Origin of the sequence: Enterobacter sp. UNJFSC 003 (assembly GCF_036903355.1) — a bacterium.
In the GTDB taxonomy this organism is placed as follows: domain Bacteria; phylum Pseudomonadota; class Gammaproteobacteria; order Enterobacterales; family Enterobacteriaceae; genus Enterobacter.
On sequence record NZ_JBAKHK010000001.1, the window covers coordinates 1,144,385 to 1,166,314 of the forward strand.

General features: G+C 55.5%; 19 protein-coding genes. 13 read left to right on the plus strand and 6 right to left on the minus strand.

Features of this window, described 5'->3' with window-relative positions:
- Positions 1–5 precede the first annotated feature (5 nt).
- From V5P19_RS05335 to dsbG, 9 genes are all read left to right on the plus strand, one after another.
- Positions 6–1,022, plus strand: coding sequence for a LacI family DNA-binding transcriptional regulator (locus tag V5P19_RS05335; RefSeq protein ID WP_334400828.1), 1,017 nt, complete (start codon positions 6–8; stop codon positions 1,020–1,022).
- Between the two features lie 95 nt (positions 1,023–1,117).
- Positions 1,118–2,668 (plus strand): methyl-accepting chemotaxis protein, encoded by a 1,551-nt coding sequence (locus V5P19_RS05340; RefSeq protein ID WP_334400829.1) that lies wholly within the window; start codon positions 1,118–1,120, stop codon positions 2,666–2,668.
- A gap of 181 nt (positions 2,669–2,849) precedes the next feature.
- The gene (locus V5P19_RS05345) at positions 2,850–3,452 is read left to right on the plus strand and encodes a hypothetical protein (protein ID WP_334400831.1); all 603 of its coding nucleotides are present in this window, start codon (positions 2,850–2,852) and stop codon (positions 3,450–3,452) included.
- 261 nt (positions 3,453–3,713) lie between these two features.
- Positions 3,714–4,127, plus strand: coding sequence for a hypothetical protein (locus tag V5P19_RS05350; protein ID WP_334400833.1), 414 nt, complete (start codon positions 3,714–3,716; stop codon positions 4,125–4,127).
- Between the two features lie 5 nt (positions 4,128–4,132).
- Complete coding sequence (locus V5P19_RS05355; RefSeq protein WP_334401162.1) at positions 4,133–4,687, plus strand: RNA polymerase sigma factor; 555 nt, start codon at positions 4,133–4,135, stop codon at positions 4,685–4,687.
- An 89-nt stretch (positions 4,688–4,776) separates the two neighbouring features.
- A complete protein-coding gene (locus V5P19_RS05360; protein WP_334400835.1) occupies positions 4,777–5,154 on the plus strand; it encodes a hypothetical protein in 378 nt (125 codons plus the stop codon).
- Positions 5,155–5,201: 47 nt separating this feature from the next.
- A complete protein-coding gene (locus V5P19_RS05365; protein WP_334400837.1) occupies positions 5,202–7,235 on the plus strand; it encodes a thioredoxin family protein in 2,034 nt (677 codons plus the stop codon).
- A 7-nt stretch (positions 7,236–7,242) separates the two neighbouring features.
- Positions 7,243–7,854: a DsbA family protein gene (locus tag V5P19_RS05370; RefSeq protein WP_334400839.1), complete on the plus strand. Its 612-nt coding sequence runs from the start codon at positions 7,243–7,245 to the stop codon at positions 7,852–7,854.
- A 42-nt stretch (positions 7,855–7,896) separates the two neighbouring features.
- Positions 7,897–8,655: a thiol:disulfide interchange protein DsbG gene (gene dsbG / locus V5P19_RS05375; protein ID WP_334400841.1), complete on the plus strand. Its 759-nt coding sequence runs from the start codon at positions 7,897–7,899 to the stop codon at positions 8,653–8,655.
- Between the two features lie 43 nt (positions 8,656–8,698).
- Here the strand turns inward: dsbG and V5P19_RS05380 are convergent, their stop codons facing one another.
- The 3 genes from V5P19_RS05380 to V5P19_RS05390 form a co-directional block, all read right to left on the minus strand.
- Positions 8,699–9,991 (minus strand): glycoside hydrolase family 10 protein, encoded by a 1,293-nt coding sequence (locus V5P19_RS05380; protein ID WP_334400843.1) that lies wholly within the window; start codon positions 9,989–9,991, stop codon positions 8,699–8,701.
- 7 nt (positions 9,992–9,998) lie between these two features.
- Positions 9,999–10,286, minus strand: coding sequence for a VF530 family protein (locus V5P19_RS05385; RefSeq protein ID WP_334400845.1), 288 nt, complete (start codon positions 10,284–10,286; stop codon positions 9,999–10,001).
- 137 nt (positions 10,287–10,423) lie between these two features.
- On the minus strand, positions 10,424–11,905 hold the full coding sequence (locus V5P19_RS05390; RefSeq protein WP_334400847.1) for a UbiD family decarboxylase: 1,482 nt from the start codon (positions 11,903–11,905) through the stop codon (positions 10,424–10,426).
- A 112-nt stretch (positions 11,906–12,017) separates the two neighbouring features.
- On the opposite strand from V5P19_RS05390, the gene V5P19_RS05395 reads away from it, so the two are divergent.
- The gene (locus V5P19_RS05395; RefSeq protein ID WP_334400849.1) at positions 12,018–12,902 is read left to right on the plus strand and encodes a LysR substrate-binding domain-containing protein; all 885 of its coding nucleotides are present in this window, start codon (positions 12,018–12,020) and stop codon (positions 12,900–12,902) included.
- Here V5P19_RS05395 and V5P19_RS05400 read toward each other — a convergent pair.
- Complete coding sequence (locus V5P19_RS05400; protein WP_334400851.1) at positions 12,893–13,804, minus strand: LysR family transcriptional regulator; 912 nt, start codon at positions 13,802–13,804, stop codon at positions 12,893–12,895. The two genes, V5P19_RS05395 and V5P19_RS05400, sit on opposite strands and share 10 nt — an antisense overlap.
- 13 nt (positions 13,805–13,817) lie before the next feature.
- Positions 13,818–14,795, minus strand: coding sequence for an MBL fold metallo-hydrolase (locus tag V5P19_RS05405; RefSeq protein WP_334400853.1), 978 nt, complete (start codon positions 14,793–14,795; stop codon positions 13,818–13,820).
- 222 nt (positions 14,796–15,017) lie between these two features.
- On the opposite strand from V5P19_RS05405, the gene treZ reads away from it, so the two are divergent.
- From treZ to glgX, 3 genes are read left to right on the plus strand one after another with little or no spacing between them, the layout of a single operon-like run.
- A complete protein-coding gene (treZ, locus tag V5P19_RS05410; protein WP_334400855.1) occupies positions 15,018–16,805 on the plus strand; it encodes a malto-oligosyltrehalose trehalohydrolase in 1,788 nt (595 codons plus the stop codon).
- Complete coding sequence (gene treY, locus V5P19_RS05415) at positions 16,802–19,270, plus strand: malto-oligosyltrehalose synthase (protein WP_334400857.1); 2,469 nt, start codon at positions 16,802–16,804, stop codon at positions 19,268–19,270. The genes treZ and treY overlap by 4 nt, the downstream gene beginning before the upstream one ends.
- Positions 19,271–19,285: 15 nt before the next feature.
- Complete coding sequence (glgX, locus tag V5P19_RS05420; RefSeq protein ID WP_334400859.1) at positions 19,286–21,361, plus strand: glycogen debranching protein GlgX; 2,076 nt, start codon at positions 19,286–19,288, stop codon at positions 21,359–21,361.
- 1 nt (position 21,362) lies between these two features.
- Here the strand turns inward: glgX and V5P19_RS05425 are convergent, their stop codons facing one another.
- Complete coding sequence (locus tag V5P19_RS05425) at positions 21,363–21,908, minus strand: winged helix DNA-binding protein (protein WP_334400860.1); 546 nt, start codon at positions 21,906–21,908, stop codon at positions 21,363–21,365.
- Positions 21,909–21,930: the final 22 nt, after the last annotated feature.

Below are 21,930 nucleotides of genomic sequence, written 5' to 3' on the forward strand. Positions count from 1 at the left end.
TCGTTGTGAGAAAAACCAAACGCGTCACAATAAAAGACATCGCGGAGCTGGCAGGGGTATCAAAAGCCACTGCCAGCCTGGTACTGAACGGGCGCAGCAAAGAGCTTCGCGTCGCGGAGGAGACCCGCGAACGTGTACTGGCGATAGCAAAAGAGCACCATTATCAGCCCAGTATTCACGCGCGCTCGCTGCGTGATAACCGCAGTCACACTATTGGTCTGGTGGTCCCGGAGATCACCAACTACGGTTTCGCCGTTTTTTCTCACGAGCTGGAGACGCTGTGCCGTGAGGCTGGCGTCCAACTGCTGATCTCCTGTAGCGATGAAAATCCGGGGCAGGAGACGGTGGTGGTCAATAACATGGTGGCGCGTCAGGTGGACGGGCTGATTGTCGCCTCAAGCATGCTCAATGATGCGGACTACCAGAAACTGAGCGAACAGCTGCCTGTCGTGCTTTTTGATCGTCATATGAACGACAGCTCTCTGCCGCTGGTCATTACCGATTCCATTACCCCAACGGCTGCCCTGGTGGCCGACATTGCCCGCCAGCATCCCGATGAAATCTATTTTCTTGGCGGCCAGCCGCGCCTTTCCCCGACGCGCGACCGTCTGGAGGGGTTTAAGCAAGGCCTGCATGACGCTAACGTTCAGCTGCGCCCAGAGTGGATCATTCATGGCAATTATCACCCAAGCTCCGGCTACGAAATGTTCGCTGAACTGTGCGCGCGTTTAGGCCGCCCGCCCAAAGCGCTTTTCACCGCCGCCTGCGGGCTGCTGGAAGGGGTATTGCGCTATATGGGGCAGCACAACTTATTGCAATGTGATATGCGTCTCGCCAGTTTTGACGATCACTATTTGTACGACTCACTTACCATTCCTATCGATACCGTACGCCAGGATAACCGCCAGCTGGCATGGCACTGTTTTGATCTGATCGGGAAATTAATTGAAGGGGAAACGCCGGAGCCGCTGCAGCGCAAGCTGGATGCGACCCTGCAACGACGCTACAAAACGACGGGATAAAATGTGAGCGGCTGAGGGATACTTCAATAACTTTAATTAATTAAAGATCTGAATCAGCCGATAACCAAAGGGAAATTATATCCCTGAGGTGTTTTATGTCGTTGAAAAAATCGTCACTCATCATATTGTTCTCATTGTTGTTTTTCTTTGTTGCCAGCACCCTCACCAGCGTTGATCTCATCATCAAAAGTAATAATTCGCTGGATAACGTGAATAAAGAAATTCAGGTTGTTTTGTCAATTATTGACCCCATCAACCACAGCCGTACGTTGCGCGTGCGGGTGATGGAATATGTAAAAATGGTGGAGGCGGGGGACACAGCGGATCAATCGGCCAAGCTGTCTGCCGTTAAAGAGGCACTCGGCAAAGCGGATAATGCATTTGCCGCGTTTATGGACTCTCCGCGTTTAAACGATGAGGCGCCGCTGGTGGCGGCGTATCAGGACGCCTGGCAAAACTATCGTAATCAGGGGCTTGAGCCACTGATTAACGCCGCCGCTGCACATGATGTCGCGAAGTTTAACGCGCTTATCCCCGTGGTGTCTCAACGCGATCGCCAGTACGAAATTGTGCTCGACCAGGTGCTGTCCGTACACCAGAAATACGCCAAAAGCCTGAATGAGGATGCGAACAGCAACTTCATTTCCGGCCTGGTGATTATCGCCGCTGTCGCATTACTGTTTGTGTTGGTGATCGTTGTCGTCAGCCTGCTGATGAAGCGCTTTGTTTTCGCCCCGCTCAACCTGGCTCGCGAGCATTGCAGCCAGATTGCGGCAGGTAAACTGGACGTACCGGTGCCCGTGAAGGGCAATGCCGGCAATGAAATCGATCGTCTGATGGGGTCGATGGAGCAGATGCGCCTTGCATTGCTCTCCACCATTGCCCAGGTCCGCGACGCCAGCCATACCGTGACCCACGCGGCACAAGAGATCGCCTCCGGAAATATCGACCTGGCGTCACGTACCGAGGAACAGGCTTCCGCACTCACCCAGACGGCGGCCAGCATGGAAGAGCTGAGCGCGACCGTGGCGAATAACACAGATAACGTGTTCCAGGCGGGGAAACTGGTTCAGGATGCGGTGAAAAATGCCCATACCGGGGAAGCAGTAACCCGTGAAGTTATAGAAACGATGAATACCATAGCGGCGAACTCGAAGCGTATTGAGGACATTACCAGCGTGATCAACAGTATTGCTTTCCAGACCAACATTCTGGCGCTGAACGCAGCGGTTGAGGCTGCACGCGCCGGCACCCAGGGCCGCGGATTTGCGGTTGTGGCCAGTGAAGTTCGCACCCTGGCGCAGAAAAGCGCGGTTGCGGCGAAGGATATTGAAAGCCTGATTGCGCAATCTGTGTCCAGCGTGAAAAACGGCGCATCGCTGGTGAACCGCTCGGGGGAGGTCATTGATTCGATTATTACCTCAGTGAATAAAGTGAACTCGCTGATGGAACAGATATCCGTTGCCTCTGAAGAGCAGAGCCGCGGGATTGGTCAGGTCGGGCAGGCGGTAACCGAAATGGATGGCGTAACCCAACAAAACGCCGCGCTGGTACAGCAATCCGCCGCCGCGGCAGCGTCGCTCGAAGAGCAGGCGCAGCAGCTGTCGCGGAGTATTTCGAGCTTTAGGCTGCCTGTGCAGGCGTGATTGAAGGGGGAGGCTCCTGCGGGAGCCTTTGAATTGCAATATATTACCCTATTTACAGTAAAAACCAATTCTCAAAATCTGGGGGCTATTCTGTTGTTTATATCTCGTTATTATACCTCTAGGGAATGCATAACACTTTGAATGTGCATTAAGAAAAAATGAACTTACAGGCGCTTTAAATATGCAATATGCTGCAGCATTAATAGAATATATTGTGACAGGTCTGATATCACTGATTTGGATGATTCTATTTGTTCATGGTTGCTATGATCTATCAAGTATTGATTTAAGTAAGTATAAAGAATTTATAATTATTGGTGTATTTCCAATAGCATATGTTTCTGGAATCTTTGTCGATGTTGTTTCATCATATTTGTTAAAATTACTAGGAAGAACTTGGCGTTGGATTTTTTGCAGAACTATTTTCACGAAGGCTATAGGTTGGCTAAGAAATATTTTCATAGGTATGGAACAATCTAAATCATATGACAAAACAGCAAAAATACTCTCCTATTCAACAGTGGACGCTATCAGAACGATGGAGGCATATGTAAGCCGAGATAGAATTGCTCGCGGAATGGCGCTCAATTCATTATTTACAGGTTTGGCTATCCTTTATAGTTTTGATGGGAGGCGTAAAATGCTGATTGTTTATATTTGCATGGCGATAACGATGCTAGCCCTTATTGTAAGGGTGCGTTGTCTGACGTTGGCTGAAACATTTAAAATTAAAGTGTTGAAGAATCTTAGTATTCATAACTCAACTAAGACTAAAGCCAAATAAATTGCAGCGATTATTTATAAGCAAGGCGAGAAATAGCTCTCTTGTTGATTTTTAGGAGCACAACTTTTGCCCAGATATTCATATTGCATGTTTTGATTAACAATGCTTGTGGCTATACAAAGCCTAAATTTTGTGTTTCAACTATTTGGCCTGTGTTGCAAGTTGTATCAACTTTTTTATCATTCTTCAGCAATATTTCCCTTGCTCATCCGTCTACCTCAGCACACGCCATAATCAGTAACGATTAACGAGGTACACACCATGAGAGATTTCAACATGCAGGGCCGAGGACACGGGCGCGGATTTGGTCGCCACCGTATGGGCAAGGGCTTAGTCATTGGCGCAGTAATCTTCGTCGCGCTGGGGCTGCTGGTCATGTCACTGTGGAATGCATTACTTCCGGCTATCCTTGGCGTGAAAGCCATTGGATTCTGGCAGGCGCTGGGCATTCTGGCGTTGAGCCGTATTTTGTTTGGTGGGCTGGGCTTCCGCCCGGGGATGTTCGGTGCGCACCGTCGCATGCATGAGCGCTGGATGAATATGACCCCCGAACAGCGTGAAGCCTTTATGCAGCAGCGCCGGGAAGGATTTGGGCGGCGCGGGCACTGTGGCCAACACTGGCAGCACGACGATAAACGCGACGACAACGCACCAAAAACGCCGGATGCAGAGTGAGCGAGATGAATAACGGAGAGGCGGGTGAATCATTGCTGATGTCGGCACTTAATGCCTGCCGCTCCCGGCTGAAAGCCTTCATTCGCGGGCGAACGTCGGTGCGCGATGACGCCGATGATATCCTGCAGGAAATTACCTGGCAGCTGATGAAGGTGGAACAGCCGGTGGAAAACGTCGCCGCCTGGCTGTTTCGCGCGGCGCGTAATGAGATGACTGACCGAGCGCGGAAAAAACGCGAGGTTCCGCTCTCTGGCTATTTCACCGATGATGACGATTTTGTTGAGGATGAGGTAGCGGAAACCTTGTTCGGCGTGCCGCAAACGCCGGAGGAAGAGTATCTCAAGACGCTGCTGTGGGAAGAACTCGGGCAGGCGCTGTCTGAACTCCCGCCGCCGCAGCGTGAGGCGTTCGAGAAAACTGAATTACAGGGATACAGCATCAACATGCTGGCCGAAGAAACCGGAGCCAGCACGCAGGCGCTGTTATCCCGCAAGCACAAGGCGGTGCTTTTTCTGCGAACGCGACTGCGGGACGTCTTTGAGGCGCTGACGGGCGAGTAGGCAGCGCGCAGACAAAACCTTACACAGCAGGGACTTGTAGATTCATCACTATCGTTTATGATCGGGGCGTCTGAACACTTTGGAACGTTATGCGCAACCGTCAGCTTCTCGGTAAATGGCTTTTGATAATCGCCTGTCTGGCAATGGCAATTTGCCTGGTGCAGCGTGCGGTTTATCTTAACCATTTTTTACAGGGGCTGGGGGAGCAAACGCAAACGACGCTGCTTGTTGACGCCCCCGTTCAAAGCAGCGATCTCGACCCGTCCGGGCCTTCGCCCTGCCAGTTAGGTGCTCACTCGCTTCTTTGCGCACAGCCTCTGTTCTTCGATGGCGCGCTGCCGGCCATTATTCTCTTCCTCATTCTGATACCGCTGCTGGCTGAAGTCCGGACTCGGGCGTTCAGAGAACAGCCTGTCCAGGCTCCGCCCCCCCGAATACACCTTAAAAACTGCGTTTTCCGTGAATGAAAAATATCGTCATCACACGATAATTTTCACTATTCACGGAGTAAAACATGTTTAACGTCTTCAGGGGATGTCTCTTCCTGTTGCTGTCCTGCATTGGCATTGCCCATGCGGCAGACACAGGTTGGCTGGTTTCCCCACAAAACGATCATGCACGTATTCGCTTTCAGGCGGAACGGGATCAAAACCGCATCATCGGCCTGCTCAGCGTAGAGCTGCAGCCCGGCTGGAAAACCTACTGGCGTTCACCCGGCGAGGGTGGCGTCGCGCCAAAAATCAGCTGGCCAGCGGGTGCAAAGGATGTCTGGTACTGGCCGGTGCCGTCGCGTTTTGATATTTCTGGCCTGACGACGCAGGGCTATCACAATAACGTCACGATCCCAATGGTCATTACCGGGACGGATGCTGACGCGCTCGACGGTACGCTCACGCTCTCGACCTGCAGCAATGTTTGCCTGCTGACGGACTACACGCTGCATCTTGATTTCACTCAGCCGGTGGATGAGGGCTTTCGCGGCGCGTTCGAGCGTGCGATGCGCACGATCCCGGATGACTCGGGTATTTCCTCGAACTTGACCGCCTGGTTGTCTGAGGGAAGGCTGATGATTACCGGGACAACAGAGGGCGGATGGGATAATCCTGGCCTCTATTTTGATCCGCTCGAGGGCGATATTCTTCCCGGCGATCCGGTGATTAAACACAGCGGAAATCGGCTTTCAGTGTCGGTTCCCGTAACGGATGAATGGGGCGATAAGCCCGAGAGTCTGGAAGGGAAAGCGCTGTCGTTTGTTCTGACTAACGGCGGTAAAGCGCAGCAAACCGTCATGACGGTTGGTGCGACGCCGACGGAGCACTCCACGCAAGATACCCCTGCGGGAATGGGTAAAATGCTGGCGTTCGCCCTGCTGGGCGGCGTGATCCTCAACCTGATGCCCTGCGTATTGCCGGTAATGGGAATGAAGTTAAGCAGCGTACTGCAGGCCGGTTCGGACCAGCAGAAGATCAGGCTGCGCTTTATGGCAACCAGCGCCGGGATAATCACCTCCTTTATGCTGCTGGCCGCGATGGTCACCGTTCTGAAAGTCACCGGCGCTACGCTTGGCTGGGGCATTCAGTTTCAGAATCCGTGGTTTATCGGCCTGATGGTGGCGGTGACGTTCCTCTTTGCGCTGAATCTGTTTGGGGCTTTTGAGGTCTTACTGCCATCCGCAGCCGCAGGACGGCTGGCGACAGCTGGCGGTTCAGGCCTCCCCGGCAGTTTCTGCGAAGGCATGTTTGCCACGCTGCTTGCGACACCGTGTTCCGCGCCGTTCCTCGGCACGGCCGTGGCGTTTGCGCTGGCCGCACCGCTGCACTCCCTGTGGCTTATCTTCCTGATGCTTGGCGTGGGCATGAGTTTGCCCTGGCTGCTTGTGGCGCTGATCCCGAAAGTCGCCGTGCTGCTGCCAAAACCCGGGCGCTGGATGAACAGTTTGAAGGTGATACTGGGCCTGATGATGCTGGCCTCCAGCCTCTGGCTGGCCTCGCTGTTGAACGTGCATCTGGGGACGATGGTGAGCCACGTCGTTCTGCTGGTACTGACCGTTGTTGCCCTCGCGGTATATGCGATGACGGGGCAAAAAACGTCGCCGCTTTTCTGGATCGTGGTGATTGGGTTGTCCGTTTTCGGTGGATACCAGCTGCGCGGTTTCGTTGTTTCTCCCTCCGCTACCGCCGGTCAACACGACGCGCAGGCGATCCCATGGCAGCCGTTGAGTGAAGAAGCCATTCAGGCAGCCCTGGCGCAGGGGAAAAGGGTGTTCGTGGACATCTCTGCGGACTGGTGCGTGACCTGCAAGGTTAACGAGCACCGGGTGCTGAATCAGCCGGACGTCATTGCCGCGCTGCGTCAGCCGGACGTGGTCGCGCTGCGCGGCGACTGGAGTCAGCGGTCTGAAGCCATCGCCCTATTCCTTGAAGCGCGCAACCGCTATGCCATCCCCTTTAATCAGGTGTATGGCCCCGGCATGCCGGAAGGCGAGATGCTCTCGCCGCTGCTGGACAAACACACGCTGTTAACGACCCTGAACAAGGCTAAAGGCTAATTTCATCATGAAAAACGTCATTATTACGCTACTGCTCCTTTTTGCATCGACTCAGGCGATGGCCGCAGAGCCGCTTACGCCAGATCAGGAGCATCGCGCACAGCAGATTGTTTATGATTTTCTGTTTAACGATCCCAACTCTCCGCGTATCGGTGCCAAAAATCCAAAACTGACGCTGGTTGTGTTTACGGACTATAACTGCCCCTATTGCAAAAAGTTCGACCCGTATCTGGAGAAGATCGTCGAAAAACATCCGGATGTGGCCGTGGTGTTTAAATTTTTGCCGTTCCGGTCAGAAAGCTCGCTGACCTCGGCGCGTGACGCTTTAACGCTCTGGCGTTCACACCCCGAACAATTTCTGAAGTTTAACGAAACCCTGATGGCGAAGAAGGGATATCACGATGAGGCCAGCATTCAGGCGGCGCAAAAGCGGGCGGGTGTGAACGTGGCCACGCCGGACGACGAAAGCCTGGTGACCATCAAGCGCAGCCTGTTGATTGCCGAAAAGCTGGGGATCCAGGGCACGCCAGCGACGCTGATTGGTGAGGGTCTGCTTCCGGGCTGGGTGCCTTATGAGCAGTTCGATGAAATGGTCAGCGACGCGCTGAAAAACCGCTAACATGAAGGGGGCCTTGATGCCCCCTAAATACCGGAGAGGGACATGAAAAAACTCGCCTTACTTTCGCTGCTGGCAGCATCAGGTTTAGTGCAGGCCGCGGACGCTATCCCTGAGGTGGTAAAAAACTTCAGCGAGCAGCAAGACATCAAAATCATCAAGAAGATTGATGCCCCCGGCGGTGCGCCCGCGTGGCTGGGGCAATATCAGGATATGGGCGTGACGCTTTTTTTAACGCCAGACGGTAAGCACGTGGTGTCTGGGTATCTGTACGATGAAAAAGGGAAAAACCTCAGCGAAGCGTATTTTCAGAAAGAGATCTACGCCCCGATGGGACGCGAAATGTGGAAGAAACTCAATGCGGCCCATCCGCTGAAAGAGGGGGCCGATAACGCACCGCGCAAAATCTTCGTTTTCGCCGATCCGTTCTGCCCTTACTGCAAAGCGTTCTGGGCGGAGGCACAGCCCTGGGTGAACGCGGGCAAGGTGCAGCTCAACACGCTGCTGGTCGCCTTTCTTAATCCGAACAGCGGTCGAAACGCCTCTGCGATTCTGAACGCAAAAAATCCGGTCGAGGCATGGAAGGCGTACGAACTTTCCGGTGGTAAAAAGCTGCCAAAACCAGAAGGAACGGCATCACGTGAAACCGTTGAGATCCTGCAGAAGCACCAGACGCTAATGGACAGCCTGGGCGCCAACGCCACCCCGGCCATTTACTATCTGAACGATCACAACGAGCTGCAACAGGTGGTAGGCATGCCGAACGAGCAGCAGCTTGAAGCAATGTTCGGGCCGAAGCCGTAAAACACTCAGGCAGAAACGGGGCGTTTCTGCCTGACGTACAGGCTTAACGTCCCCAACGGTCTCGCAGGTAGCTAACGGCTTCCTGCGTCTGTGGCTGATTGAGGTAGTCTTCGCGGAACAGGATAGTGCCGTTGACGTTGGGCAGCGAATCGTTCAGGTCGAGCTGCTTTTTCAGCTCCGGCACGCCACCGTTGACCGTCCAGTCCGGCTCGTTTTTGGACGGTTCGCCCACTTTATAAAACGCAACGCCGATATACAGGCGGGTATGGGTCGGTTTCACGACGTCGGCCCACCATTTAGTTAGCACGTCGTACCGTGCGGCATCGCGGGCGAAGGGCCAGTAAATCTGCGGTGCGATGTAGTCAAGCAAGCCCTGCTGTACCCACTGGCGCGTATCGGCGTAGGACTCGTCATAGGCCGCTGCGCCACGCGTGTCGGATCCTGCAGGATCGAATGACCGGTTGCGCCAGACCCCGGCCGGGCTGACGCCGAACTCAACGTCAGGCTTTGCCTGCTTAATGGCGCGCGAGACCTGCACGATCAGCTGATGCGTGTTATGCCGACGCCAGTCGGCTTTTGACGCAAATCCCTGGCCATATTGTCTGTACGTTTGCGCGTCGTTGAGCGCGGAACCTCGCGACTCGGCATAAAAGTAATCGTCAAACTGCACGCCGTCGATAGGGTAATTCTTCACTACTTCGGTGACGACCTGAGTTATCCAGTCGTGCACTTCCGGGATGCCGGGGTCAAGGACAAAGCGATCGCCCGACACGCGGATCCACTCCGGGTGCTGCACGTAAACGCTGGAAGGATGCAAAGACGACGTTCTGTTAAGCGCGGCAATGGTTGAAGGCTTAGTGTTTGTTGACACGCGATACGGGTTGAACCAGGCGTGGACTTTTAGCCCGCGCTTATGCGCCTCGTCCAGCATAAATTGCAGGGGATCGTATCCCGGATAGTCGCCAATATTGCCCGTGAGCATATCCGACCACGGCAGAATGTTAGACGACCAAAGCGCGGTGCTATCCGGTTTAACCTGGAAAAATACGGTATTAATCCCGAGGCGTTTAAGATTGTCGAGCTTGTCTATGAGGGCCCGCTTTTGCTGGGCGATGCGCAGATCGGCGCTTTTACCGTTCACCGACGACACGGGCGGCCAGTCGAGGCGAGAGACGGTGGTCAGCCACACGCCGCGCATGGGCTCATTCACCTGCTGAGCGGGTTTGCTCACGGGCGGGAGCGGGGTGACAAGTGATTTAGGTGGTTTTGAGGAGCAACTAACAAGTAAAAGTGCGCAGCCAACCAGCGCACCTATCCGTTTTACATGTCGCGTCATTGGCGTATTAGCTCTTGGTTATTCGACTATTGGCCCAGGGGTTAAAGGCGGGCTCATCTGCTGGTGCAATCCCATCATCGTCGAGGGATTCAAGGTACAGAGCTTCAACCTCCGCGCGCGCCCACGGGGTTCGGCGCAGGAATTTTAGGCTCGACTTAACGCTAGGATCCTTGATGAAACAGTTAATTTTGATGCGGTCGCCCAACTCGCTCCAGCCATAACGCGCCACCAGGGCATTGACCATCATCTCCAGCGTGACGCCATGTAAAGGATCGTTAGAAATATGTGCAGTCATAGGCGTTCGGTTGTCTCGATTTTTATGAGGTTGGGGTAAACGGTGAAAGGGTACAAGAAAGCAGGGGAAGCGGCAATTTTAGCATGCGATTCTTCACCCCGGACGGGGTGAAGAAGGCGGGTTTCATCGATGTTGCGTTATTTTTTGAACAAATCCGGCGCCCATGGGGTTGGGTCGACCTCCATAAACGGCGCGCGTTCGAAACGCGACTTCAGCGCCCACGGCACCGTGCAGTCAAAGATGGTTTTACAAGAAATGCCATTTCCACGAATTGAGGTGCTGTAATCCGGCGACTGAGACGGATCCAGCTGGTGGCCACGGATCCCCGGCAAATTGGTGATGCTGACATCGCCCTGCATGCGGGTCGTCATCGCCCACAGAATGTCGTCGCTGTCGAAGATATCCACGTCTTCGTCAACCAGGATAATGTTTTTCAGCTCGGAGTAGGTGGCGAGCGCGATGAGTGCCGCCTGGCCCTGACGTCCTTCGTCTGACGGCTGGCGTTTTTTCACCTGCAAAATCCCGAGGAACTTGCCGCCACCGGCGGTGTGCGCATAAACGTTTTGCAGGAAACCTGGAATCGCTTCTTCAACGGCGTTGCGAATGCTCGCCTCGGTAGGTAAACCGGCCAGCGTCGTGTGTTCTTCTCCCGGTCCCACCAGCGTTTGCAGGATCGCATGATGCCGCATGGTGACCGCCTTAACTTTGATGACCGGTAAGGACGGATTTGCCTCGCCGCAGTAGCCCGGGAATTCCGGCATTGCATGGCCGCTGTTGGTGTGCTGGTCTTCTCTGACGTGCACGCCCGGCAGCAGCTCGCCTTCAATAATGATTTCCGCCCGCGCGATGGCTTTCTCTTTTACAGCCACACCCTGAACCAGCTCCACCGGCTTCTGGCGTAACGCCCCGGCAACGCCAAGCTCGTTGTAACCAAACGGGGTCGTGGGCGCTTCGAAGCAGGCCCCGATATAAATAGCCGGATCCAGGCCCATATTGATGGTGACCGGCAGCGGTTTTCCGGCTTCTTCCGCTTTTTGGCGAAACACTTCAATGTGACGACCGGCGGCAAGGAACATGGAAAGCTCATCACGCTCCTGTACGCAAAGACGGTGAATGGTGACGTCGGTAAGGGAAGCGTCTTCCGGATCGCTTGCCAACACCAGCCCCAGACAGAAGAACGGGCCTGCATCAATCGGCGTATTTGTCGGTGCCGGCAGAAGCTTGCGCAGATCGAAGTCAGGATCGTCAGCGTAAAACACCTGCTCCTGGCATGGTGCCTGTGAGGCCGGAACAACAACGGGGGCCACCGGATTTTTCACCGCCTGACCGACGTGCTTTGCCAGTTCAGACGGTTCACACCCCAGCAGCAGCGCCGCTCTTTCACGACTGGCGTGCATGCCCACAAGAATGCGGGAATCCGGATAACCCTTTATGCTGTTGAACATCATGGCTGGGCCAATGCGGGTAGGTCGTTTTACCGTTCCGCCCGCGCCGATGTGGCGGTAAACCCCTGCCAGTTCGGCATTCGGATCGACCGGATGGTCGGTTTCGATATACTGGCCTTCGTGGTGTTGCAGCAGTGCGATGGCACTTCTGAGGTCGTTGACGGGATGTTCCATATGTCCTCCTTTGAATGTCTGCCCCCATTCTCAGGCGAATGAGCGATAGCATCAATTGCATCATTAATGCTATTTTGATATTAATTTTTATATCAAATTGAAGAGAGGGGCTATGCAATTTCGGCTGATGCGCAATTTCATCGTGGTTGCTGAAGAGCTTCATATGCACCGTGCCGCAGAACGTCTGAATATGGCCCAGCCCGCGCTGAGTCAGCAGATTAAAACCCTGGAGGAAAGGTTAGGCGTCACGCTTTTTAGCCGCGCGCACCGTCGCTTAACGCTAACGCCGGCAGGCGAAGCGTTTCTTAACAAATCCCGCATCGCCATTGCGATGACCGATCAGGCTGTTCTGGATGCCCGGCAAACCGCCAGAGGGGAACAGGGGGTGTTGAACCTTGGGTGTGTTTCAAGCGCGATGTTCGACGGAAAATTGCCCGGGGTGTTACGTCAGGTGCATTCGCAATGGCCTGCCATCACCATGTCGCTGATGACCGGAAACGTACAGACCCTTTATACCGCTGTGCAGAGCAACCAGCTCGATGTCGCGATTATCCGCGCTCCGCTGCCGTCACTGCCTGACGATCTGCAAAGCCGCCCTTTTACGTCAGAGAAAGCGGTGCTGGCCCTTTATCGCCAGCATCCTCTGGCCAATGCTTCCGCGCTTACGCTTTCGTCCGTGAAGGGGGAAAAGTGGATTTCCCTGCGCGATCCGCAGGGCATGGGGCTGGAGCAATATTTCTATGACGCCTGTAACGGGGCAGGATTTCAGCCCGAGGTGGTGCAAAACGCGACAGACGTGCCGACCGTGATAAGCCTGGTCTCGGCGGGGTTTGGCATGGCGATGCTACCCGCCTCAGCGAAAGCGGTCAGCGTCGATAACGTTGTCTACGTAGATATTCTCGATCGGCTCCGGGAGAGCGAGCTGACGCTGGTGTGCCACCGAATCATTCGCTCCGAAGTCTTAAAAAAGTTTCTGACTACCCTCGATCATACCTGACGTCCAGCGGCCTGAAGGAGCTGCTGGCGCAGCCAGGAATTGGCCGGATCCTGACTGTTTTTGGGGTGCCAGAACATGCCAATTGCGATCGGCTGGAGAGGCAGGGGCGGCGGGAAAATATCCAGCGTCTGGACGAAACGCTGCAGCATGCGTCGCGGCAAGGTGCAGAGTAAATCGGTACCGGCAACGATGGGGGGAGCCATGGCATAGCTTTGCGTAGACATCACCACGCTGCGCTGGTGTCCCAGCCCCGCCAGGTGCTGATCGACAAACCCGGCAAACGGATCGCCTTCATATGACACAACCAGATGGGAAAGGGCGCAATAGGTCTGAAGATCTAATGGCCCTGTCCCGCGCGGATGTCCTTTGCGTTGCGCCGTGGCGTATTCATCGTCAAACAGGGTGCGCCGGACCCAGGCATCATGCGCTCCCGCGTTTACGCCGATATAGATATCCACATCGCCACTTTCCATCTGCGCCGTCAGCTTAGCGACGTCCGGCAGCGCGAAGCGCAGGCGGATGCCCGGCGCCTCGGTTCTGATCTGATTGAGTAACTCGGCTCCCAACATCAGCGCCGGGTTTTCATGGAGGGCAATCACAAAGGTTCGGTGACTGTGTTGCGCATCGAACGTTTCGGGCTCGAGCATGGCGGAAATACTTTGCAGAACCGTGGCGATCCGGGGCCTTAACGCCTCGGATCGCGGCGTGGGCAATACTCCGCGTCCATGTGGAGAAGGGACAAACAGCGGCTCACCAAAAAGCGCGCGCAGGCGCGTCAGCCGGGCAGAAAGAGCCGGCTGGCTAATGCCTAAGCGCGCGGCAGCATGGGTAATATTCTGGTCCTTGAGTAAGGCATCCAACGTCAGTATCAGGTCGATATCCATATCTGAAAATGGCGTCATGAGGTTATCCGATTTATTTAGCGTCACGATTGGTATAGGTTACCGGCACCCAGAGGTAGCCGCCGCGTTCACCACGGGTAACATACCCGATGCCCGGGAACGCAAGGTGCGGGGCAGCAATCAGATCCCTGTTCTTCGCGAAATCGGCAAAGGCCTGATTGCGCACGCTGGCCGCACCGTCCTGATCTTCATCATAGGTGATGGTTACGTTAGGCTGAGGGAACTGTACCGCCGCGACGTGGATGATATCGCCAACAAAGGTGATTTTTTCCCCTTTACTTTCCAGAGTATAGAACGCCGATCCGGGAGTATGGCCTGGGTGAACCGTACCGGTAATGCCGGGCAGCAGTTCTGATGTCCCTGAAAATGGCATGACTTTGCCGGCATCAAGATAGGGTTTTAAGGTCTTGTGCGCGACGTCGAAATAATTCTGGTCATAGCCCGTTTTTTTCTGATTTTCCTCGTTGAAGAAGAAATCAATGTCCGGCTTCCCCACAAAAACGCGTGCGTTAGTGAATACGCGTTGTCCATCCTTTACCAACCCGCCAGCGTGATCGGAGTGGGCATGGGTCAGTAAGATATCCGTAATGTCCTGCGGATGAATGCCTTGCGTCGCCAGACTATCAATCAGCCGACCTCCGTTTCCGGGGCCAAAAAGCTGGCCCGACCCGGTATCCACCAGAATTTTATGGCCAGGCAACGCGATGTAGAAAGCGTTAATGGAGGCTTCAACCGGGTTGGTCTGTAGGTTTTTTGCCAGCAAGGCATCGGTATTTTGCGCCGTCGTCCGACGCAGTAATTTGTGCAAATCCTGCGCCACGCTACCGTCCGTAAACGACGTCACCATGATATCGCCTACCTGGACGGTGTATCCGCCTGCCTGTTGCTTAACCACATGCTGAGGCGTTTCAGCCACAGCGTGGAGTGCAGGGTAGAAAAGTAATGATCCGGTCAACAGGGTTGATACAGCAAGTTTTTTAACAGTGAACATAATGGTCTCCTTAATGATAAGACCATCATAGTTCAACAAAGAAGGGTGAGAATGGGCAGGGCGTGAATGTGACCTATCCATGGGATGAATAGGTCACATTCAACCGTGAGACATAAGCAAACCGACTGAATTCAGATAATTCTCTCTACGCTCCGCGCGGGCGATCCTGGTCTAAGCTTGAACTTCGTTCCGCGTAAAACGTGGGTCATTCGAGGACAATGAATGGAATTCAGGACATTTCAAAAACGGTGGGGTGCTGAGTTTATTTACAACGACGTGGTGCGTTTTCGCGTCTGGGCTGAGGGACAAAACGCGCTAACGCTGCGTCTCGCCGATTGTGACATTCCCATGGCGGCGACCGAAGACGGTTGGTTTGAGGTTGACGTGCCGGGCGTGGCGCACGGCGCGGAATATCACTATGTTCTTCAGGACGGTATGACCGTCCCCGATCCCGCGTCGCGCGCTCAACTGAACGACGTTAACGGACCTTCGCTCGTCATCGATCCCACCCGGTATCCCCACGCAAGCCGCGACTGGAAAGGACGCGTCTGGGAAGAAACCGTGATTTACGAACTGCATATCGGCACCTTTACGCCGGAGGGAACGTTCCGGGCGGCCATCGACAAGCTGCCTTACCTGGCCGAACTCGGGATCACGCAGGTGGAGGTGATGCCCGTTTCACAGTTCGGCGGCACCCGTGGCTGGGGTTACGATGGCGTGTTGCTGTACGCGCCGCACTCTGCCTATGGCACGCCGGAAGATTTCCATGCCTTTATCGACGCCGCCCATGGGCTTGGCCTGTCGGTGGTGTTGGATATTGTCCTCAACCACTTCGGTCCGGAGGGCAACTATTTACCCTTACTGTCGCCCGCGTTTTTCGATTCTAATCGGATGACGCCATGGGGTAACGGCATCGCCTATGACATCGACGCCGTGAGAGCCTATATCACGGATGCACCGTTGTACTGGCTGACCGAATACCGGCTGGATGGCTTACGGTTTGATGCAATCGACCAGATCCAGGATCCGTCGGAGAAACACATTCTGCAGGAGATTGCCGAACGCATCCGAGCGGCCCTCCCTGAACGCCATATTCATCTCACCACGGAAGACAGCCGCAACGTGATATTCCTCCATCCGCGCGATGAACGCGGCGAGACGCCGCTGTTTACCGCCGAGTGGAATGATGATTTTCACAATGCCGCCCATGCGTTCGCAACGGGTGAAACGCACGCCTATTACCAGGACTTTGCGTATGAGCCCGAGAAAAAGTTTGCCCGCGCGCTGACGGAAGGTTTTGTTTATCAGGGTGAGATATCGCTCCAGACCGGCACGTCTCGCGGCGTGGAATGCGCAGGCCAGCCGCCACAATTCTTTGTCGATTTTATTCAGAATCACGACCAGACCGGGAATCGCGCTCAGGGAGAGCGGTTGATTACCCTTGCGGGCGCCGATAAGACTCGCGTGCTGCTGGCGACGCTGCTCCTCTCGCCTCATATCCCGCTGCTGTTTATGGGGGAAGAATACGGGGAAACCAACCCCTTCCTGTTCTTCACTGATTTTCACGGCGATCTCGCCAGGGCCGTGCGGGAAGGGCGCGCCAAAGAGTTTACGGGCCACGCTGGTCACGATGAGACCGTTCCGGACCCGAATGACGTAAACACCTTTACCCGCTCCAGGCTCAACTGGGATCGCCTTACAGCCGAAGAGGGCAGCGTCTGGCTAACGCTGACGCGAAATCTACTCGCGCTGCGCCGCCGCGTTATTGTGCCGTTACTTCGCCCAGGTGGCTCGGTGAAGGGCACGGTATTGCATACCGCGCTCGGCGTCGTTGCCGTGAGCTGGCAATTTCCCTCAGGAACGCTGTCGCTGGCGCTCAATATCGGTAAAAAAACCGTAGCGTTACCCACGCTCGCGGGTGAAACCCTTTTTGCCTGGCCGGAGGTTGACGAGGTTTTACCTCCGAACAGCATTGTTGTTCGTTTTGCTGATGGAGACGTAACGTTATGATCCCTTCCGCCACGTACCGTATACAGTTTCGAAATGGCATGACTTTCGACCGCGTAGTTGAGCTGGTGCCGTATTTTAAAGATTTAGGTATTAGCCACCTCTATGCCTCACCCATTTTTACGGCGACCTCCGGGTCCGCGCACGGCTATGACGTCACCCGTCCCAATGAGATCGACCCCGCTATTGGCGGACGGGATGGGTTTGAACGCCTGTCGGCGGCACTGAAGCAGGCGGGCATGGGGCTGATTCTGGATATCGTTCCTAACCACATGTCGACGTCGCTTGAAAACCCCTGGTGGCGGGACGTTATCGAACACGGCAAACAGAGTCGCTACGCACGCTATTTTGATATTGACTGGTCGCGGCCGCTGACGCTGCCGTTTCTGGGCGATACCTTCGAGGCTGAGTTGGAGAAAGGGGCCATTACGCTAAAACGTGACAGTGTCACCGGGGAGGCCTCGCTCGTTTACTACGAAAGCGCCTATCCGTTAAATCCGGGAACCTGGGCTGAGGGTAAAAGCCTTGCCGAACTCCATGACGCGCAGAGCTGGCGGCTTATGTCGTGGAGAGAAGCGCCGAAACAGCTTTCGTGGCGACGCTTCTTCGAAATTACTGGCCTGGTGGGCGTTAGGGTTGAAGACCCGGCGGTGTTTGACGAGACGCACAGCCTGATCCTCGACCTCGTTCACGCTGGCGTGGTCGATGGCTTGCGCATTGACCATATCGATGGCCTCGCGGATCCGCTGGCGTATTTGCAGCGCCTGCGCCAGGCGACGGGCCCTGACTGCTATATCACAGTAGAGAAAATTCTCGCGAAGGGGGAGAAGCTTCCCCCTGAATGGCCGGTCTCCGGGACGACAGGGTATGAGTTTATTGCCTCACTGGCAGAAGTGCTGGTTGACGATACTCACCTTGAGCGGCTGGAAAGCGTTCACGACGAGATGCTGGGTATCACGGTGGACCGTCACGCAGAACTGCGGGATGCCAAAGGGCTGATGACCGATCGTAACTTCGAGGGGGAGTTTACGACGCTGTTGAATATCGCTACCCGGCTGGCCGCGCGCAATGAGGTGGAGATACGCGAAGACGATATCCGCCATGCGCTGCGCGAGCTGCTCATCGCGTTTCCGGTGTATCGCACCTATGGCACTCGCGAGGGGTTAACGCCGTCCGACGTGGCGTTGCTCAGCCGGGTGGTTGCTAGCGTAAACGCCTCGGAACCCGCACTGAGCCTGATTGTCCGTATTCTGACCGGCGATCTGCCGGAGGACGAACGCGAAACAGCAACGGTCTTTCGCACCCGCTTTCAGCAGCTGACCGGGCCGCTGATGGCGAAGTCCGTAGAAGATACGCTGTTCTTTCGCCATAACCTCGAACTCGCCCTGAATGAAGTGGGTGCCGACCCAACGCCCCGCCTCTTTTCACTCGCGCGGTTTCATCAGGAGATGCGCATTCGCCTTGCCCGCCAGCCCGACGCGCTTCTGGGCACCTCCACCCATGACACCAAGCGCGGAGAGGATACGCGGGCGCGGCTTTATACGCTCACGGAAGCGCCTGACGTCTGGGGGGTAAATCTGGCGCGATGGCGACAGATGAACCAGACCCACGTGCGTTTTCTCAATGACGGTACTGCACCGAACGCAGCCGATACCTGGATGATCTACCAGGCGCTGGCCGGCGCGTGGCCCGCCACCTTGTCCCCAGACGACTGGGAAGGGCTTAAATCGCTCGAGGAACGCTTCCTCGGCTTTATTGAAAAAGCCCTGCGCGAAGCGAAGCAACGTACCGACTGGATCGACAGCAACGAGACCTACGAGAGCGTGGTGCTGGACTACGTCCGGCATCTGCTTTCCCCGGATAACACGCTTTTTCTGCATAATTTCAGCGAGGCTCTGCAGCCGTTTATTCGCGCGGGCCTCGTAAACAGCCTGAGCCAGAAGGTGATCAAACTTACCGCGCCTGGCGTACCCGATATCTATCAGGGCAGCGAGGCGCTTAATTTTAGCCTGGTAGACCCCGATAACCGTCGCGAGCCCGACTTCACCGCGCTGGTGCACACGCTCAGTACGGCGGATGCGAGCCTCTTTGACGACGAGCAGCGCTGGCGGGACGGGAGCGTAAAACAGTTCGTTACCGCCACGCTGCTGCGGCTTAGGCAGCATTACGCCGCGCTTTTCCACTACGGCGACTGGCTTCCGCTTAAGGTCACCGGCGAGAGAGAGAATCACCTCATCGTTTATGCCCGGGTAAAAGACGATTCAGCAGCGATTGTTGCCGTGCCGCGCCGGGTTTTTAACGTGACGGCCAATGAGAAACTGTGGGCCAATACCACGGTTGCTTTACCCGATGAGCTGGTTGGAAAGCGCTATCGAGACCTGTTCTCCGGTGAGAGCCGAGTGCTCCAGGCAACACTGGATTTGACGTCAGAGGCGGGAAGCCTGCTGGTACTGATAACCTGCGATTAACGGTGGAGAATAACAATGGCAATGGAAAAGACATTTGAAATTCGGCCCGGTCACGGGCAGCAGCTGGGCGCAAACTATGACGGCAAAGGGGTTAACTTCGCGCTGTTTTCTGCCCACGCCGAGCGCGTAGAGCTTTGTCTCTACGATCCGACAGGTAAAACGGAAATCACCCGTCTTCAGCTTCCGGAATACACCCATGAGGTCTGGCATGGCTACGTGCCGGACCTGAAGCCCGGCGCGCTTTACGGCTATCGCGTTTACGGGCCTTACGACCCGGAAAACGGCCATCGATTTAACCCGCATAAGCTGCTTATTGACCCTTATGCACGCGAGCTGGTAGGGGATATCGAGTGGAATGAGGCGCACTTCGGCTATGCGCTGGGGCATGACGATATAGACCTGAGCTTCGATACTCGGGACAGCGCGCCTTTCACGCCAAAGTGTAAGGTCATCGATCCGAACGTCTTCGACAGGCAGGATAACAACCGGCCGGCTATCCCCTGGCCGAATACCCTCGTCTACGAGACTCACGTGAAGGGGTTTACCCAGCTTAATCCGGCTATTCCGCCCGCGCTGCGCGGTACTTTTGAAGGGATGGGGCATAAAGCCTCGGTTGAGTACATCAAAAGCCTGGGCATTACCTCCGTTGAGCTGCTTCCGGTTCACTGGTTCCCGGACGACCAACACCTGCTCGACCGGGGCTTAAAGAACTTCTGGGGTTATAACACGCTCGGCTTTTTTGCCCCGGCGTCGCGCTATTACGGCCCAGCAGGGATCCAGGGCTTTCGCGATATGGTGCGCGCGTACCATGATGCCGGTATCGAGGTGATTCTTGACGTGGTGTACAACCACACCGCAGAAGGAAACGAGCTGGGACCGACGCTGTCGTTTAAGGGTATCGATAACTACAGCTATTACCGCACTCTGCCGGATCGGCATCGCTACTACATCAACGACACCGGTACCGGCAACACCGTAAATACCTCACACCCGCGCGTGCTGCAGATGGTAATGGATTCGCTGCGCTACTGGGCGCAATCCATGCATATTGACGGCTTTCGCTTTGACCTCGGAACCATTCTGGGGCGCGAGCCGGAGGGCTTTGATCCGCGCGGGGGCTTTTTCGATGCGGTGACGCAGGATCCGGTTTTATCTAAGCTCAAGCTTATCGGCGAACCCTGGGATATTGGCCCGGGCGGCTATCAGGTCGGCGGCTTTCCGCCCGGCTGGGGCGAGTGGAACGATAAATATCGTGACACCGTACGCGAATACTGGAAGGGCGATAATGTCTCGAGTGATTTTGCCGCAAGGCTGCTTGGCTCCGGGGATCTGTACGATCTGCGCGGGCGACGGCCGTGGGCCAGCGTCAATTTCATCACCGCCCATGACGGCTTCACGCTGAACGACCTGGTCTCCTACAACGAGAAACACAACGCGGATAACGGCGAAGAGAATAACGACGGGCACAACGATAACCGCTCCTGCAACTACGGCGAGGAAGGGCCGACGGAGAACCCGGATATTATTGCCACCCGCGAGCGACAAAAACGTAATTTCCTGACCACGCTGCTATTTTCCCACGGTACGCCCATGCTGCTGGCCGGGGATGAGTTTGGCAGAACGCAGAAGGGCAACAATAACGGCTACTGTCAGGACAGTGAGATCGCGTGGATCAACTGGAAAGGGCTGTCTGAAAACGACATAGCGCTGAGAGAGTTTACCCGCCGGTTAATTGCCCTTCGCGCGGAGCAGCCCTTGCTGCGTCGGGAAAGCTGGCGTGACGGGCTTGAGATCCGCTGGTTTAACGCAGGGGGCGGCGCGCAGCAGTCCGAACAGTGGGACGAAGGCTCGACGCTAGGCGTGGCCATCAGCCGACCCGATCTCCAGCAGGAGGAGGGGATCTGGCATGACGTCTTGATGCTGTTCAATCCGTTTGACGGTGCTGTTCCCTTCCAGATCCCACAGTTTGGCGAGGGAGGCTGGGTGCTGGAACTCTCCACGGCGGATGATGCGGCCACGGGAACCCTCATCACCCAGGCCGTGGATTACGCGCTGGCCGGAAGAAGCATTACGCTATTCAGACGGCCTTAACTCACAGTGATGCCGCCGCTCGTGCGGCGGTGTCATACAGTGACGATATCGTGCGCAGAAGCTGCGCCGTCTCACCGATAGACGCCCCCGAAATGCCGCTCTCGGCATGAATGTTGATCAGGCAGGCTTCACGCACGTCGCGGTATTTCATGCACAGCGCTTTCCCTTCCTCCGTGGTCGAGAAGAAAAGTTCTTTTCCCGCTTTTTCACTGGTTACGTAACCCGCTTTGACCAGCTTCTTCAAGGCATAGGTCACCACATGGGTGTCTTCCACGTTCAGCACGAAGCAGATATCGGCCAGCTTTTTCTTGCGGTTGCGGTGATTAACGTGATGCAGCAGCGAAACATCAAACGCGCCCATGTCGGGCTCGCCGGCTGCGGTCATGCAGCGCACCATCCATTTGTTGAAGGCGTTGCTGGTCATGATCAGGGCGTATTCCAGCTCTGACAGTTCCGCACAGCGCTCGGACACCAGATGGCGGGAAGAGACGATCCTGCCATCGTGGATATCGTCGTGATGTGTAGTCGCACTCTTTTCCGAGGTCATAACGTTCCTTAGTCAGAAATGT

Coding starts and splice junctions, on each gene's coding strand:
- V5P19_RS05390 (WP_334400847.1), bottom strand. CDS start 11,905: ATGGAACATCCCGTCAACGACCTCAGAAGTGCCATCGCACTGCTGCAA.
- V5P19_RS05340 (WP_334400829.1), top strand. CDS start 1,118: ATGTCGTTGAAAAAATCGTCACTCATCATATTGTTCTCATTGTTGTTT.
- V5P19_RS05360 (WP_334400835.1), top strand. CDS start 4,777: ATGCGCAACCGTCAGCTTCTCGGTAAATGGCTTTTGATAATCGCCTGT.
- glgX (WP_334400859.1), top strand. CDS start 19,286: ATGGCAATGGAAAAGACATTTGAAATTCGGCCCGGTCACGGGCAGCAG.
- V5P19_RS05345 (WP_334400831.1), top strand. CDS start 2,850: ATGCAATATGCTGCAGCATTAATAGAATATATTGTGACAGGTCTGATA.
- V5P19_RS05355 (WP_334401162.1), top strand. CDS start 4,133: ATGAATAACGGAGAGGCGGGTGAATCATTGCTGATGTCGGCACTTAAT.
- treZ (WP_334400855.1), top strand. CDS start 15,018: ATGGAATTCAGGACATTTCAAAAACGGTGGGGTGCTGAGTTTATTTAC.
- treY (WP_334400857.1), top strand. CDS start 16,802: ATGATCCCTTCCGCCACGTACCGTATACAGTTTCGAAATGGCATGACT.
- V5P19_RS05400 (WP_334400851.1), bottom strand. CDS start 13,804: ATGACGCCATTTTCAGATATGGATATCGACCTGATACTGACGTTGGAT.
- V5P19_RS05380 (WP_334400843.1), bottom strand. CDS start 9,991: ATGACGCGACATGTAAAACGGATAGGTGCGCTGGTTGGCTGCGCACTT.
- V5P19_RS05405 (WP_334400853.1), bottom strand. CDS start 14,795: ATGTTCACTGTTAAAAAACTTGCTGTATCAACCCTGTTGACCGGATCA.
- V5P19_RS05395 (WP_334400849.1), top strand. CDS start 12,018: ATGCAATTTCGGCTGATGCGCAATTTCATCGTGGTTGCTGAAGAGCTT.
- V5P19_RS05425 (WP_334400860.1), bottom strand. CDS start 21,908: ATGACCTCGGAAAAGAGTGCGACTACACATCACGACGATATCCACGAT.
- dsbG (WP_334400841.1), top strand. CDS start 7,897: ATGAAAAAACTCGCCTTACTTTCGCTGCTGGCAGCATCAGGTTTAGTG.
- V5P19_RS05385 (WP_334400845.1), bottom strand. CDS start 10,286: ATGACTGCACATATTTCTAACGATCCTTTACATGGCGTCACGCTGGAG.
- V5P19_RS05370 (WP_334400839.1), top strand. CDS start 7,243: ATGAAAAACGTCATTATTACGCTACTGCTCCTTTTTGCATCGACTCAG.
- V5P19_RS05350 (WP_334400833.1), top strand. CDS start 3,714: ATGAGAGATTTCAACATGCAGGGCCGAGGACACGGGCGCGGATTTGGT.
- V5P19_RS05365 (WP_334400837.1), top strand. CDS start 5,202: ATGTTTAACGTCTTCAGGGGATGTCTCTTCCTGTTGCTGTCCTGCATT.